Here is a 14,076-nt window from a genome sequence, read left to right as displayed (position 1 = left end):
GCCGGTGCGGGGGTCCCGTGCTCCGGGGGCTCAGAGGTAGTCGGCCAGGCCGGCGCGGTGGAGCACGAACGCCGTGACCGGTTCGTAGACGCGCGGCGGGAGGTTGTCGTCGAGCGGCACGGCGACCTCGACCTGGCCCTGCGCCTCCGCCACGAACACGCCCGGGTCGTTGCAGTCGGCGACCGCGATGGTCCGCAGCCCCCGGGACCCGGCCGCCCCGGCGAGGCCGTGGTCGGCGACCACGAGGTCGGGCGGGTTCTGCCCGTCCCGGCGCAGCTTCTCCAGGGTCAGGGACATCGGCCCGGGGAAGTGGGTGTGCCGCAGCCCGCCGTACTGCTCGACCATCACGACGCTCTCGATCTGCCGGACGTCGCCGTCCTCGAACGGGAAGCCGTCCGGGACCTGCACCACGTGCGCCCCGGCGCGGCGGGCCACCCGGGCCAGCTGCGCGTAGACCGGGAACAGGCCGGCCGGGTGGCCGGTGGCGAAGAGCACGCGCCCGCCGGCGGCGACCACCTCGCCGAGGACCCGCGCGTAGCGCTCCAGCCCGGCGACGGCCAGCTCCGCGGAGATCGTGTCCTGGCCCTCGGCGTGGGCCCGGTCGGGGGAGATGCCGACGCGGTCGCGCATCAGCGCGAACACGTCGTCGAAGCTCCAGTCCCGGGTGCGCACCACGCCCATGTGCTGGTGCTGGTCGCCGTCGAGGAAGCCCTGGATGTTGCGCAGGTTCGCCTCCCGGGAGGTCGCCACCGCTCCGGTGATGCGGTGGTCGTCGAGGTGGCGGGCGAGGTCTGCGGGGGAGAGGGGGGAGGTCGTCACCGTTCGAGTGTATTCAGGCGCCGGCCGCTACCGTCGCGTACCCCCGCCCGGGCGCGGACCCGGGCGTAGACCTCCGCGGTGGCCAGGGCGGTGCGGTCCCAGGAGTGGCCCTCGGCGCGCCGGGCGGCGGCCCGGCCCATGCGCATCAGGGCGGCCGGGTCGCCGGCGAGCTCGACCACGGCCCGCGCCCACGAGCCGGGGTCGCGGTCGGGCACGAGCCGGCCGGTGAGCCCGTCGAGCACCGCGGTGCGCAGCCCGTCCACGTCCGTGGCGAGCACCGGCGTGCCGCAGGCCTGCGCCTCCAGGGCCACGAGGCCGAACGTCTCGGAGGAGGAGGGGACGGCCACGACGTCGGCCCGGCGCATCCGGGCGGCGAGCTGCGGGGCCGGCAGGGCGGGCCCGAAGCGCACGACGTCCTCCAGCCCCAGCTCCCGCACGCGCTCCCGGAGCGCGGCCGTGAAGCCCCGGGTGCCGACCCCCACGACGTCCAGCTCCACGGGCAGGCCCGGGTCGGTCCGCCGGATCCGCGCGAGCGCGTCGACGAGGACGTGCGGGCCCTTGAGCGCCTGCAGGCGCCCGGCGAACAGGATCCGCAGCGGGCGCCCCGGTGAGCCGGGGGGCGGCTCGTCGGCGCGGCGCGGCTCGCCGGGGGCGGGGTCCGGGGAGAAGGCCGAGAGGTCGACTCCGGGGGTGATCACGGTCAGGCGCCCCGCGTCGGCGTCGTAGAGCTCGATCATCTGCAGCGCCTCGGTCCGGGTGTTCACCACCGTGGCCTCGGCCCGGGCGATCAGCCCGGCCTCGGCCTCGGCGCGGGAGGCCGGCTCGAGGCCCTCCCCGGTCCGGGCGCGCAGGTTCTTCCCGAGCGCCGTGGTGTGCAGGGTCAGGACGAGGGGGACGCCCCAGCCGTCGGCGAGCTCCCGGCCCGCGGCACCGGAGAGCCAGTAGTGGGCGTGCACGACGTCGGGCCGGTCGGCCTCCGCGCGGAGCACCTCCGCGAAGGCCGCGGTGAACCCGGGCAGGTCCTCCTTGCTCGCCCCGGCGGCACCCGGCAGCGAGACGGTGAGCAGCCGCAGCCCCTCGCGGATGCGGGTGCGCCGCACGCCGGCGACGGCCGGGGCGCCGCGGCCCCGGTCGAGGGTGGCCATGTCCACGGTGTGGCCGGCGTCCACGAGGGCCTCGGCGAGGTGGCGCACGTAGACGTTCATCCCGCCCGCATCCCCCGACCCCGGTTGCTCGAGGGGACAGGTGTGCAGGCTGATCAGCAGGACGTGGCGGGGCGCGGCGGACACGGCTCAACTCTAGCCGCCGGGCCCGGGGACCCGGTCCGGGCCCGGGGGCGGCGGTGCCACAATGGGAGCCGTGAACCGTCCAGACCCCGTCCCGGCCGCCCCGTCCGGATCCGCCCTCCCCCCTCCGCCCCGCTGCGAGCGCAGCGCCGTGGTCGACCTCGCCGCCGTCCGCGCCAACGTGCGCCGGCTCCGTGACCTCGCCGCCCCCGCCCGGCTCATGGCCGTGGTCAAGGCCGACGCCTACGGCCACGGTGCGGTGCCCGTGGCCCGGGCGGCCCTCGAGGCCGGCGCCCACGCCCTGGGCGTCGCCCACGTCGGCGAGGCCCTCGCCCTGCGCGCCGCGGGGATCGGGGCGCCCGTGCTCGCGTGGCTGCACACCGTCGACACCGACTTCCGGGCGGCGCTCGCCGCCGACGTCGAGCTGGGCGTCAGCGGCTGGGAGCTCGCCCCGATCGCCGCGGCCGCCCGCGCGCTCGGGACCACCGCCCGGATCCACCTCAAGATCGACACCGGCCTGGGCCGCAACGGCGCGCCGGAGGCCCTCTGGCCCGAGCTCGTGCGGGCCGCCGCGCAGGCCGAGACCGAGGGGCTCGTGCGGGTGGTCGGCGTCTTCACCCACCTCGCCGTCGCCGACGAGCCGTCCCGGCCCGAGACCCGGGAGCAGCTCGAGCGCTTCCGCGCGGCCGTGGCCACGGCGCGGGCCGCCGGGCTCCGGCCCGGGCTGCGGCACGCGGCGAACTCGCCCGGTCTCCTCTCCGCCGCCGGGCTCGAGCGCCCCGGGGACATGCTCCTGGACATGGTCCGGGTGGGGGTGTCCCTCTACGGGCTCTCCCCGTTCGCGGACCGCACCCCGGAGCAGCTCGGTCTCGTGCCCGCCATGACGCTGCGGAGCACGGTCAGCGCGGTCAAGGAGGTGCCGGCGGGCCAGGGCGTCTCCTACGGGCTGAGCTACGTCACCGACCGCCCCACCACCCTGGCGCTCGTCCCGCTCGGCTACGCGGACGGCGTCCCGCGCTCCGGCACCGGCGGACCCGTGCGGATCCAGGGCCGCACCTACCCGGAGGTCGGCCGGGTCGCGATGGACCAGATCGTGGTCGACCTCGGCGCGCCGGGACGCTCCGCCCCCGAGCACGGGCTGCTCGGGGCGGAGGCCGTGCTGTTCGGGGCGGGGGAGAACCCCTCGGCGAGCGCGTGGGCGGACGCCGCCGGCACCATCAACTACGAGATCGTCACCCGCGTATCGCCCCGCGTGCCCCGGGTGCACCTGCACGCCGCGGAGGGCCCGGCGGGCGCGGCGGAGGAGCAGGCATGAGCGAGTGGACCCGGACCGTGACCGTGGACGGGCCCGGGCGCACCCAGGCCCTGGCCGAGCGTCTGGGCGCCCAGCTGCGCGCCGGGGACCTGCTGGTCCTCACCGGCGAGCTCGGCGCGGGCAAGACCACGTTCACCCAGGGGCTGGGCCGGGGCCTGGGGGTGCGCGCGGGGATCATCTCGCCCACGTTCGTGCTGGTCCGCCGGCACCCCAACGTCCCGGACGGTCCCCGGCCCGGCGGCCCGGACCTGGTGCACGTCGACGCCTACCGGCTGGGCTCCGCGGCGGAGGTCGACGACATCGACCTGGAGGACACGGCCGACACCGCCGTCACCGTGGTCGAGTGGGGGGCCGGGAAGGTCGAGCACCTGGCCGACTCCCGCCTCGAGATCGTGCTGGAGCGCGCCGTGGGTACCGACCCCCTCGTCCCCGGCGCGGCCGGGGACGAGGACCCGGACGAGGACGACGAGCCCCGCCGCATCACCCTCACGGGGATCGGCCCGCGCTGGGCGGACGGGCCCCCGCGGCTCGACTGAGCCGGGAGGCGCCCCCGGGGGCGGGCACTACACTGGTCGGGTGCTCCTCCTGTGCCTGGACTCCTCCGCCGTCGCCTCCGCCGCCCTCGTCACCGGTGCGGGCGAGGTCCTCGCCTCCTACGCGAGCCCGGACACCCGCTCCCACGCCGAGGTCCTGGCCCCCGCGGTCCGCGACCTGCTGGCCGGCCGCGGCGTCACCGGCGCCGACCTCGACGGGGTCCTCGTCGGCACCGGCCCCGGGCCCTTCACCGGCCTGCGCGCGGGGATCGCGACGGCGCGGGCGCTCGCCTTCGCGTGGGACGTGCCGCTGCACTGTCTCATGAGCCTCGAGGCCCTCGCCCAGGACGCGGCCGGCCCCGCCCGGGCGGCCGGTCACGAGGAGTTCCTCGTGCTCACCGACGCCCGGCGCCGGGAGGTCTACTGGGCCCGGTACGCCGCGACCGAGGACGGCCCGCGGCGCACCGGGGGCCCCGGCGTGGCCGCCGCCGAGCAGCTCCCGGAGCTGCCCGCCTACGGCCGCGGGGCGGGGATCTACGCGGACCGGCTGGCCCGGCCCGTGCCGGAGTTCGCCGCGGCCCAGCCCACGGCGTCGTCCCTGGGCCTCGCCGCCGCGCGCCGCACGGCCCGCGGGGAGGCGCTGTCCCCGGACACGACCCCCCTGTACCTGCGCGAGTCCGACGCGAAGGTCCCCGGCCCCCGGAAGCGGGCGGGCGCGTGAGCCCCGCCCCCGGCTCCTGGACGCTGCGCCGGATGGTCCCCGCGGACGTCGCGGCGGTGCACGCGCTCGAGCGGCGGCTCTTCCCGGTCGACGCCTGGCCGCTCGAGATGTTCTTCGCGGAGCTCGCCCAGCCCGTGTGCTGGTACTGGGTCGCCGAGCAGGACGGCGTGATCGTCGGCTACGCGGGGCTCATGTGCCTCCGCCCCGTGGGCGACGTGCAGACCATCGCGGTGGTCCCCGAGCACGAGGGCCGCGGGATCGGCTCCGCCCTGCTGCGCGCCCTGCACGCGCAGGCCCGGGAGCTCGGGGCCACCGAGGTGCTGCTCGAGGTCCGCGCCGACAACCCGCGCGCCCAGCAGCTCTACCGCCGCTTCGGCTACGAGCAGATCCACACCCGCCCCCGCTACTACCGGGACGGCGCCGACGCGCTGATCATGCGCCTCGACCTCACCGGAACCGACACCCCGGCCGCCACCGACACCCCGGCCGCCCCGACGGAGGAGACCCCATGACCGACGGACCCCTCGTGCTGGGCATCGAGTCCTCGTGCGACGAGACCGGCGTGGGCATCGTCCGGGGACGCACCCTGCTCGCCAACGTGGTGTCCTCCTCGATGGACGAGCACGTGCGCTTCGGCGGCGTGATCCCCGAGATCGCCTCCCGCGCCCACCTCGACGCGATCGTCCCCGCCCTGCGCGAGGCCCTGGACCGGGCGGGCGTGGGCCTGGCGGACCTCGACGCGCTCGCGGTGACCTCCGGACCCGGCCTGGCCGGGGCCCTGATGGTGGGCACGGCCGCCGCGAAGGCCCTCGCCGTGGCCACGGGCAAGCCCCTCTACGCGATCAACCACCTCGTGGCGCACGTCAGCGTGGGCCTGCTCGAGGACTCCGGGGTCGAAGGCTTCCAGGGCGACTTCGACGACGGGCTGCCGCCCGGCCTCGGGGCGCTGCTGGTCTCCGGGGGGCACACCGAGATCCTCGCCGTCGAGGACCTCTCCCGGGACGTGCGCCTGCTCGGGGCCACGATCGACGACGCGGCCGGTGAGGCCTACGACAAGGTGGCCCGCGTCCTGGGCCTCGACTACCCCGGCGGCCCGGCCATCGACGCCGCCGCCCGGGACGGGGACCCCACCGCCTTCCGCCTGCCCCGCGGGCTGAGCGCGGGCAAGTACATGGGCTCCGCCGAGCGGCCCGGCCCGCACCGCTACGACTTCTCCTTCTCCGGGCTCAAGACCGCCGTGGCCCGGGTCGTCGAGGGCTACGAGGCGCGGGGCGAGCCGGTGCCGGTCGCCGACGTCGCGGCGTCCTTCCAGGAGTCGGTGGCCGACGTGGTCACCCGCAAGGCCGTGCTCGCGTGCACCGAGCAGGGGCTCGGGACGCTGCTGCTCGGCGGGGGAGTGGCCGCGAACTCCCGGCTGCGCGAGCTCACCGCCGAGCGCTGCGCCGCGCACGGGATCGAACTGGTGATCCCCCGGCTGCCGCTGTGCACGGACAACGGGGCGATGGTCGCCGCGCTGGCCGCCCGGGTCGTGGCCGAGGGCCGTGCGCCCTCCGGGCTGGACTTCGCCGCCGACTCCTCGCTGCCGGTCACCACCGTCTCCGTCTGAGCCGGCCGGGGCCGCTCACGGCACGGGGGTGACCAGGGTGCCGTCGGCCAGCCAGCTGCGGAGGTTGCGCAGGGTGAGCTCGGCCATCTCCCGCCGGGTCTCCACGGTCGCGCTGCCCACGTGCGGCAGGAGCACCACCGTGTCGAGCTCGCGCAGGGCGGCCGGCACCCGGGGCTCGTCGGCGAAGACGTCCAGGCCGGCCCCGCCGAGCCGGCCCTCCTGCAGCGCCGCCACCAGGGCCCGCTCGTCGACGACCGAGCCGCGGGCGACGTTGACGAGGAACCCGTCCGGGCCGAGGGCGTCCAGCACCTCCGCGCCGACCGTCCCGGCGGAGTCCGGGCCGCCGGGGACGGCGACCACGAGCACGTCGACGGCGGCCGCCAGCTCCGCCGCGGACCCGTGGTAGGCGTATCCGCTGCCGGTGGCCGGGCGCCGGTTGTGGTAGTGGATCTCGCAGCCCAGCGCCTCCAGCCGGACGGCGACCGCCCGGCCGATCCTGCCGAGGCCCAGCACGCCCACCCGCCGTCCGGAGGCGTGCCGGCCCAGCGGGAAGTTCCCCGTGCTTTCCCACTGCCCGCGCCGGACGTAGCGGTCCGCCGCGGAGAAGCGGCGCAGCACGTCGAGGTAGAGGGCCAGCGCGGTGTCCGCCACGGCGTCGGTCAGGACGTCGGGGGTGTTGCTCATCACGATGCCGCGCGCGGCGGCCCCGGCGGCGTCCGTGCCGTCGTAGCCCACGCCGAAGTGGACGACGGCCTCGAGCCGGGGCAGCCGCCGCATCAGGTCCGCGCCCACGCCGGTGCGCCCGGAGCCGACCGCCACCCTGACGTCGCCGGCGTGCCGCTCGAGGAAGCGGTCCTGCTCGGCGGGGTCCTCGGGCAGGCGCAGGGCGGAGAACTCGGCGGCCAGCGCCTCCTCCAGCAGGGGGTGCAGGGCGCCGAGCTGCAGCACCCCGTGGTCCTGCGGGGCGTGGCGGGCGGAGGGGTCCGGGCCGGTGCCGGTCGTGTTCGTCATGCCTGCAACCTAGGGACGAACAGGTCCCCGCGTCCAGCGGGGCGTGCCGGGCGGGCGGGTCAGTCGTTCTCCCGGGTGCGGCGGACGATGTCGAGGGCGACGGCGTGCAGGTCCCCGTCGTGGGCCCGGGCGACCGCGCGCTGGCGCTGGTAGCCGGCGCCCTGCTCCAGGATCCGCTCCACGTCGGCGAGCTCCCGGGAGCAGCCCAGCTGCGCGGCCACGGGCTCCAGCCGGTCGAGCAGCGCGGTCAGGTCCGTGCGCAGGTCCCGCTCGACGTTGCGCGGGTCGGTGATGACCTCGGCGTCGAGGCCGTAGCGGGCGGCGCGCCACTTGTTCTCCTGGATGTGCCAGGGCTTCAGGCGGGCGGGGGGCCGGCCCGCCTCCACGTCCCGGGAGATGGACTCCGCGAGGCACTGGGTGAGCGCCGTGAGCGCCCCGACCTCCCACAGGGTCGAGAGCCCGTCGCAGAAGCGCACCTCGTCGGTGCCCAGCCGGGGCACGGGGCGCACGTCCCAGCGGGCCTCGCTCATCTCCTCGATGATGCCGGTGGCGATCATGTCCGTGATGCACTGCTCGTAGGCGTCCCAGGACGGGAAGTGGTACGGCAGCCCCGCCGTGGACAGCTGCTGGAAGATCATGGAGCGCTGGGACGCGTAGCCGGTGTCCTCGCCCGCCCAGAAGGGCGAGTTCGCGGACAGCGCCAGCAGGTGCGGGTAGTAGGTCAGCAGCCCGTCCAGCACGGGCAGCGCCTTCGCCCGGGAGTCGAGGCCCACGTGCACGTGCACCCCGTAGATGACCATCTGCCGGCCCCAGTACTGGGTGCGGTCCACGAGCTTGTGGTAGCGCTGCTTGTCGGTGACCTGCTGGTCCTGCCAGCGGGCGAACGGGTGGGTGCCGGCGGCGAAGACCTCGAGGCCCTGCGGGTCGGTGACCTTGCGGATCTCGTCCAGCATGGTGGACAGCTGCTCGGTGGAGTGGGCGACGTCCCGGCACACCCCGGTGACCAGCTCGACGGTGTTGAGCAGGAACTCCCCGGTCAGGTGCGGGTGGTCGCCGTCCGTGCCCCAGGCGGGGTGGGCGTCCAGGACGGCCTCGAACGTCTCCCGGCCCCGGGGGACGAGATCCCCGGTGGTGCCGTCCACGAGGGCGATCTCCCACTCGACGCCCAGCGTCGACTGGTGGGAGCGGGCGAACGAGATCTCCACGCGGCAGGTCCTCCGTGCTCTGGGGCGGGCCGGTCGGCCCGCGGAGCCATCAGTCTACGGTTTCCACGACGATCACGACGCGCTGCTCCGCGGGGCCCGCGCCGCCCCGCCCCGGGCCCTCCGGGCCGGGGCCCGGAGCCGTCCGGGTGACCACGAGCGTGGCCCGTCCGGGGCCCTTCGGCGCGAGCCGGCGGCGCAGCTCCTCCGGGGTGACGTCCGTGCCGCGCTTCTTGATCTCGAGCGTGCCGACCTCGTGCTCCCGGACCCACCGCTTGAGCACCTTGACGGTGTGCGGCAGCACCTCCCGCACGCGGTACGCCCGGGCCAGCGGGGTGCGCACGAGCTCGTCGGAGGTGAGGTAGGCGATCCGGGGGTGGATCAGCCGCGCGCCCAGCTGCCGGGCGAGGTCCGTGACGAGCCCCGCCCGGATCACCGCGCCGTCCGGTTCGTAGAGGTACGCGCCCACGGGGCCGACCACGGCGTCGGCGTGGGCGGGGTCGTGGTCCTCGGGGCTGGTGAGCTCCGCGGACCCGTGCTCGGAGAGCACGAGCGCCGCCCGCCGCACGCCGGGGCGGGCCACCGCGTTGAACCACAGCACGGCCTCGACCACGTCGCCCCGGTCGGAGACCCACTGCGCCTCGCACCCGGCGGGGACCGCCTCGTGCGGGATGCCCGGCCCCAGCTTCACCCCGACGGGCAGGCCGCGCCCGGCCAGCGCCTCGACGAAGGACAGGGGCGGGGAGAACGCCTCGGGGTCGAAGATCCGGCGGGTGCCCGACGACGACGTGGTGCGCCGGGCCGGGTCCAGCCACACCCCGTCCGGCGGTCCGCCGGGCAGGGCGGCGAGGTCCAGCCGCTCGACGTCGGCCTGCAGCACCGTGGCCTCGGGGAAGGGGAGGAGGTTGAGCGTGGCCACCGCGGCCGTGGTCTCGTCGAGCTCCACGGCGGTGACCCGGCGGTCCAGGGAGGCCAGCGCGAGCGCGTCCGCGCCGATGCCGCAGCCGAGGTCGGCCACGTGCACCAGGTCCGCGTCGGCGAAGCGCCGGGCGTGCAGGGCGGCCACCCGCAGCCGGGTGGCCTGCTCGAGGCCGGCCCGGGTGAAGAGCATGCGGTCGGCGAAGTCGCCGAACTTCTCCCGCGCCCTGGCGCGGAGCCGGGACTGGGTGAGCACCGCGGAGACGAGCCGGGGATCGTGCCCCGCGGCGCGCAGGCGGGTCGCGGCCCCCAGGGCGTCGTCGGCGTCGTAGGGGCCCACGGCCTCCAGCAGGCGACTCCCCTCGGCGGTGAGCAGGGGTGCGATGTCGGTCGCCTCGTTCTGCATCGGTCCACCCTATCCGCCCCCGCCCGCCCGTCCGGGCGGGCTCCGGTCAGTAGAACGCGGCGAGACGGCCCCGGGGGCCGTCGATGACGGTCACCGGGGTCTCGAAGACCCGGGTGAGGACCGCGCCGTCCATGATCTCGTGCGGCTCGCCGAACTCGGCGACCCGGCCGTCCTTGACGGCGCAGATCCGGTCCGCGTAGTGGCTGGCGAAGTTGATGTCGTGGAGCACGATGACGATGGTGCGCCCCATCTCGTCGCAGGCCCGCCGCAGGTGATGCATCATCGACACGGCGTGCCGCATGTCGAGGTTGTTGAGGGGCTCGTCCAGCAGCACGTGGTCGGTCTCCTGGGCGAGGACCATGGCGACGTACGCGCGCTGGCGCTGGCCGCCCGACAGCTGGTCGAGATAGCGGTGCTCCAGCGGCGCCAGGCCGAGGAAGTCGATGTACCTGCCGATGATCTCGTCGTCCACGGCGGTGAGCCGGCCGCGGCTGTGGGGGAAGCGGCCGAAGCCCACCAGCTGCCGCACGGTGAGCCGGGTGATGTAGTGGTTCTCCTGGCGCAGGACGGAGACGATCCGGGCGAGGTCCTTGGACCGGGTCCGGGCCACGTCGTAGCCGGCGATGTCGATGCTGCCGTCGTCGAGGCCGAGCAGGCGTCCGATCATCGTCAGCAGCGTGGACTTGCCCGCCCCGTTGGGGCCGACCAGGGCGGTCATGCCGGCCGACGGGATCTCGAGGTCGACGGGCCCGACCGTGACCTCACCGCCGTAGTCCTTGCGCACGTTGGTCAGGGTGATCACAGCCGGCCCTTTCGGAGGATGACGTAGAGGAAGACGGAGCCGCCTACGAGCTCGATGATGATCGAGACGACGCCCTGGGCGTAGAAGACGTGGTTCAGGACGAAGTAGGCGCCCGTCAGGACGAGGAACCCGGTGAGGACCGCCACGGGGAAGAGGTGGCGGTGGTCGTACGTGTCGGCGAACTGGTAGGCGAGCGTCGCCACCAGGAAGCCGAGGAACGTCATGGGGCCCACCAGGGCGGTGGAGACGGCCATCAGGACGGAGACGAGGAAGAGGGTGCCCATGATCTCGGCGCGGTGCCGCAGGCCGAGGTTCAGGCTCACGTCCCGTCCGAGGGCGACCACGTTCAGGCGCGAGGACCTCAGCCACAGGGCGCCGCCGGCCAGCAGGCACAGCGGGACGGCCACCGGCAGGTAGTCGGCCTGGGCGTTCGTCACGGAGCCGAACAGCCGGGCGGAGAGCACGTCGAACTCGCTGGGGGACAGCAGACGCTGCATGAAGGTCGAGACGGAGCCGAGGCCCCCGCCGATGATGATGCCCACGAGCAGCATCACCTGCAGGTTCCCGTACCGGCCGGAGAGCAGCCAGCCGTAGAGCGCGAGGGAGAGCGCGACCATGAGGGCGACCTGCAGCAGGAACTGCGGCACGCCCTGCAGGACGAGGATCCCCGCGGCGCCCAGGAAGTACACCGTGGACGTCTGGATCGCCACGTAGAGGGACTCGAAGCCCATGATCGACGGGGTGATGATCCGGTTGTTCGTGGCCGTCTGGAAGCTCACGGTCGCGATCGCCTGGCAGAAGGCCACGACCGCCATGATGACCACGCTCGTCACCCGGCGGTCCGCGATCCGCCAGAAGCCGTCCGAGCCGACCGGCATCGGGTTGTCCCAGGCCAGCAGGCCGAAGGCGAAGCCCGCGGAGGCGAGGGCCAGCACGGCGACGACCGTCCAGTACCGCCGCCGGGCCCGCGGGGTGGGGAAGGCCCCGGCGCGGCCCCGTGCGGCGGGGGCCGCCGGCGCCGCGGCCGGTGCGGGTGCGGGAGTGCTGAGCACGGCCTCAGACACGACGACGCTGCCTCAGGAGCAGGCAGACGAAAACCACGGCGCCGACGATCCCGAGGATCACGGACACGGGGATCTCGAACGGCATGATGATGATCCTTCCGATGAGGTCGCACAGCGTCACGATGGCGATGCCGAGCAGGCACACCCACGGCAGGTTGCTGCGCAGGTCGTCGCCGCGGACCATCGAGACGATGTTCGGCACGATGAGGCCCAGGAAGGGCAGGTTGCCGACGACGACGGTGACGACGCCGGTGGCCACCGCGATCAGCCCGGTCCCGAGCAGGACGGTGCGGTGGTAGTTCAGCCCGACATTGGTGGCGACGTCCTCGCCGAGCCCGGCGACGGTGAGCCGGTCCGCCACGAGGAACACCGCGATCCCGACCAGGAGCACGATCCACAGCACCTCGTACTGACCGCGCAGCACCGAGGTGAAGCTGCCGGCGAACCAGACGCCGAGGTTCTGCAGCATGTCCGTCTGCAGCGCCAGGAACGTCGAGACGGACCCGACCACCGCGCCCAGCATGATGCCGACGATGGGCACGATGAGGGAGGAGCGCAGGGAGACGCGGCGCAGGAAGAGGAAGAAGACCATGGTCCCGATGAAGGCCGCGGTCACGGCGCCGAGCATCCGGGTGAGGACCGTGGCGGTGGGCACCAGGAGCACGACGAGCAGCAGCCCGAGCCCCGCCCACTCGGTGGTGCCCGTGGTGGTGGGCTCCACGAAGCGGTTCTGCGTGAGCAGCTGCATCACCAGGCCGGACATGGACATGGCGGCGCCGGCCAGGACCAAGGCGATGGTGCGGGGGATCCGCGTGATCGCGAACATCTCGTCGCCGTCCTCGGCGCCGAAGACGTCGTAGACCCCCGTGAGGAGGGACGCGGCCAGCAGCGCGAGGACGCCGAGCGCACCGAGCAGCAGCTTCCAGTCGAACAGCGAGCCCTTGCTCGCCGCGGGGGGTCTCGACACGATCGTCGACATGGGGTCAGTCCTTCCTCCGGCCTCGTGCCCGGCGGACGGCGGTGGTGGGGCGGACCCCGCCACCGCCGTCCGGACGATGGGTCAGTCCTGCGCGCCCATGGCGTCGGCCAGGGTGTCGAAGAACTCGGTGTAGGTCTGGATGCCCTCGTTGGTGTAGGTGTCCCGGGGCATGTAGACGACCTGGCCCTCCTGCACCGCGGTGACGTTCTGCAGGGCCGCGGCGTTCTCGATGACCTCCTGCGCCGGGGTGTACTCCGGGTCCTCGGCGGAGATCGCGGCGTCGCGGTCCAGCACGAGGATCCAGTCGGGGTTCGAGTCGGCGATCGCCTCCACGGAGATGTCGTCGCCCTGGTGGTCGTCGCTGGCGCCCTCGACCTCGAGGGCCGGTGCGAAGTCGAAGATCTCGAACAGCGGGCCCAGGGTGCGTCCGTTGCCCGGGGCGATGAAGCCGATCTCGCCGCCGGAGACGGTGACGGCCATGACCGTGTCGCCGGGCCGGTAGCCGTCGACGACGCGCTGCATCGCCGCGTCGAAGTCGCCGTTGATCTGCTCGGCCTCGTCCTCGCGGTCGAAGACCTGGCCCAGGACGGAGGTCTGCCGCTTCAGCTCTTCGTCGAAGGGCTCGTCCTCCCGCGGGTCGAGCTCGACGATGGTGGCCTCCGGCACCAGGTCGGCGAAGTCCTCGCGGTAGTCGGCGAAGCGCTGGCCGTTGACGATGAGGTCGGGGTCCGCGGCGACGACGGCCTCGAGGTCGGGCTCGCGGTGGTTGCCGAGGTCGACGACGGACTCGTCGTCGGCGTAGGCGATGGTGTCCGGCATGAGGGCGCGCGGGGCCGCCGCCAGTTCGACGCCCCACTCGGCGAGCGTCTCGAAGGTGCGGTTGTCGGTGGCGACGACGGACGCCGGCGGGGCCTCGACCGTCTGCGTGCCGTAGTTGTCCTCGACCTCGACCGTGGCGGCGGAGGGGGCGGACGACTCCGCGGAGGCGGCCTCGTCGCCCTGGGCCGTGCCGCAGGCGGTGAGGGCGAGGACACCGGCGACGGCCAGGAGGGCAGCCGGGTGCTGGGTGCGGTTCATGGTCTTCCTTCGTGCAGAGGACGCCGGCGTGCTCCGGGGTGGCGGACGCCGGCGGGATCCGATGGGCGCGACGGACCTGCGCACGGATGCGCCGGGACGTCGAGGAGGGCACCGCTGCTCGGCCGAGGTAAGGGTTGCCTTACCGCTCAACCTAGAGGGTCGGGCGGGCGTGAGGCAAATCATTGGCGAACACGGGCGTGACCTAATTCCCGCCGGACGTTCCCGCGGGGGTCGGCGCGCTGGCACTCGCCTTGACCGACTGCCAGCCCGCTCCTACAGTTGGCCTTGGCACTCTCCGGGTGAGGGTGCTAAGGGCCAGGCGATCGACCGGCACCGC

14 protein-coding genes are annotated in these 14,076 nt (G+C 74.8%); 5 read left to right on the top strand and 9 right to left on the bottom strand.

From position 1 onward, the window contains the following. Window positions 1-30 precede the first annotated feature (30 nt). Entirely contained in the window at window positions 31-819 is a 789-nt protein-coding gene (locus tag RF640_RS03580; protein WP_109243768.1) for a phosphatase, read from the bottom strand. Beyond that, complete coding sequence (locus tag RF640_RS03575) at window positions 816-2,108, bottom strand: glycosyltransferase (RefSeq protein ID WP_368826638.1); 1,293 nt, start codon at window positions 2,106-2,108, stop codon at window positions 816-818. The genes RF640_RS03580 and RF640_RS03575 overlap by 4 nt, the downstream gene beginning before the upstream one ends. A gap of 70 nt (window positions 2,109-2,178) precedes the next feature. Here RF640_RS03575 and alr point away from each other — a divergent pair, with 70 nt between their 5' ends. From alr to tsaD, 5 genes are read left to right on the top strand one after another with little or no spacing between them, the layout of a single operon-like run. Beyond that, window positions 2,179-3,420, top strand: coding sequence for an alanine racemase (gene alr, locus RF640_RS03570; protein WP_232035269.1), 1,242 nt, complete (start codon window positions 2,179-2,181; stop codon window positions 3,418-3,420). After that, window positions 3,417-3,956, top strand: coding sequence for a tRNA (adenosine(37)-N6)-threonylcarbamoyltransferase complex ATPase subunit type 1 TsaE (gene tsaE, locus RF640_RS03565; RefSeq protein WP_017833346.1), 540 nt, complete (start codon window positions 3,417-3,419; stop codon window positions 3,954-3,956). The genes alr and tsaE overlap by 4 nt, the downstream gene beginning before the upstream one ends. Window positions 3,957-3,996: 40 nt before the next feature. Next, window positions 3,997-4,674 carry a tRNA (adenosine(37)-N6)-threonylcarbamoyltransferase complex dimerization subunit type 1 TsaB gene (tsaB, locus tag RF640_RS03560; RefSeq protein WP_368826635.1) on the top strand — a complete coding sequence of 226 codons (678 nt, stop codon included), beginning with the start codon at window positions 3,997-3,999 and terminating at the stop codon, window positions 4,672-4,674. A 32-nt stretch (window positions 4,675-4,706) separates the two neighbouring features. Then, window positions 4,707-5,186 carry a ribosomal protein S18-alanine N-acetyltransferase gene (rimI, locus tag RF640_RS03555; protein ID WP_109268253.1) on the top strand — a complete coding sequence of 160 codons (480 nt, stop codon included), beginning with the start codon at window positions 4,707-4,709 and terminating at the stop codon, window positions 5,184-5,186. Continuing rightward, complete coding sequence (tsaD, locus tag RF640_RS03550; protein ID WP_109268105.1) at window positions 5,183-6,280, top strand: tRNA (adenosine(37)-N6)-threonylcarbamoyltransferase complex transferase subunit TsaD; 1,098 nt, start codon at window positions 5,183-5,185, stop codon at window positions 6,278-6,280. Before rimI ends, tsaD begins: the two co-directional genes overlap by 4 nt. Window positions 6,281-6,295: 15 nt before the next feature. On the opposite strand, the gene RF640_RS03545 is transcribed toward tsaD, so the two are convergent. The 7 genes from RF640_RS03545 to RF640_RS03515 form a co-directional block, all read right to left on the bottom strand. Beyond that, window positions 6,296-7,291: a 2-hydroxyacid dehydrogenase gene (locus tag RF640_RS03545; protein ID WP_095650568.1), complete on the bottom strand. Its 996-nt coding sequence runs from the start codon at window positions 7,289-7,291 to the stop codon at window positions 6,296-6,298. Between the two features lie 59 nt (window positions 7,292-7,350). After that, complete coding sequence (locus tag RF640_RS03540; protein ID WP_035924797.1) at window positions 7,351-8,496, bottom strand: glutamate--cysteine ligase; 1,146 nt, start codon at window positions 8,494-8,496, stop codon at window positions 7,351-7,353. Between the two features lie 49 nt (window positions 8,497-8,545). Beyond that, entirely contained in the window at window positions 8,546-9,817 is a 1,272-nt protein-coding gene (locus tag RF640_RS03535) for a class I SAM-dependent methyltransferase (protein WP_336649909.1), read from the bottom strand. A 46-nt stretch (window positions 9,818-9,863) separates the two neighbouring features. Beyond that, complete coding sequence (locus RF640_RS03530; RefSeq protein WP_336649910.1) at window positions 9,864-10,619, bottom strand: ATP-binding cassette domain-containing protein; 756 nt, start codon at window positions 10,617-10,619, stop codon at window positions 9,864-9,866. Further along, window positions 10,616-11,683, bottom strand: a complete 1,068-nt coding sequence (locus RF640_RS03525) for an iron chelate uptake ABC transporter family permease subunit (protein WP_017834522.1) — start codon at window positions 11,681-11,683, stop codon at window positions 10,616-10,618. Before RF640_RS03525 ends, RF640_RS03530 begins: the two co-directional genes overlap by 4 nt. Continuing rightward, the gene (locus RF640_RS03520; RefSeq protein ID WP_035924791.1) at window positions 11,676-12,662 is read right to left on the bottom strand and encodes an ABC transporter permease; all 987 of its coding nucleotides are present in this window, start codon (window positions 12,660-12,662) and stop codon (window positions 11,676-11,678) included. The genes RF640_RS03525 and RF640_RS03520 overlap by 8 nt, the downstream gene beginning before the upstream one ends. An 81-nt stretch (window positions 12,663-12,743) precedes the next feature. Then, the gene (locus tag RF640_RS03515; RefSeq protein ID WP_095650567.1) at window positions 12,744-13,739 is read right to left on the bottom strand and encodes a siderophore ABC transporter substrate-binding protein; all 996 of its coding nucleotides are present in this window, start codon (window positions 13,737-13,739) and stop codon (window positions 12,744-12,746) included. Between the last annotated feature and the right edge of the window lie 337 nt (window positions 13,740-14,076).

This window comes from Kocuria sp. CPCC 205231 (assembly GCF_040980965.1).
GTDB classification, from domain to species: Bacteria; Actinomycetota; Actinomycetes; order Actinomycetales; family Micrococcaceae; genus Kocuria; species Kocuria rosea.
This window is presented reverse-complemented; position numbering and strand designations above follow the sequence as displayed.

Coding starts and splice junctions, on each gene's coding strand:
- RF640_RS03515 (WP_095650567.1), bottom strand. CDS start 13,739: ATGAACCGCACCCAGCACCCGGCTGCCCTCCTGGCCGTCGCCGGTGTC.
- rimI (WP_109268253.1), top strand. CDS start 4,707: ATGGTCCCCGCGGACGTCGCGGCGGTGCACGCGCTCGAGCGGCGGCTC.
- RF640_RS03535 (WP_336649909.1), bottom strand. CDS start 9,817: ATGCAGAACGAGGCGACCGACATCGCACCCCTGCTCACCGCCGAGGGG.
- RF640_RS03520 (WP_035924791.1), bottom strand. CDS start 12,662: ATGTCGACGATCGTGTCGAGACCCCCCGCGGCGAGCAAGGGCTCGCTG.
- RF640_RS03545 (WP_095650568.1), bottom strand. CDS start 7,291: ATGACGAACACGACCGGCACCGGCCCGGACCCCTCCGCCCGCCACGCC.
- tsaE (WP_017833346.1), top strand. CDS start 3,417: ATGAGCGAGTGGACCCGGACCGTGACCGTGGACGGGCCCGGGCGCACC.
- tsaD (WP_109268105.1), top strand. CDS start 5,183: ATGACCGACGGACCCCTCGTGCTGGGCATCGAGTCCTCGTGCGACGAG.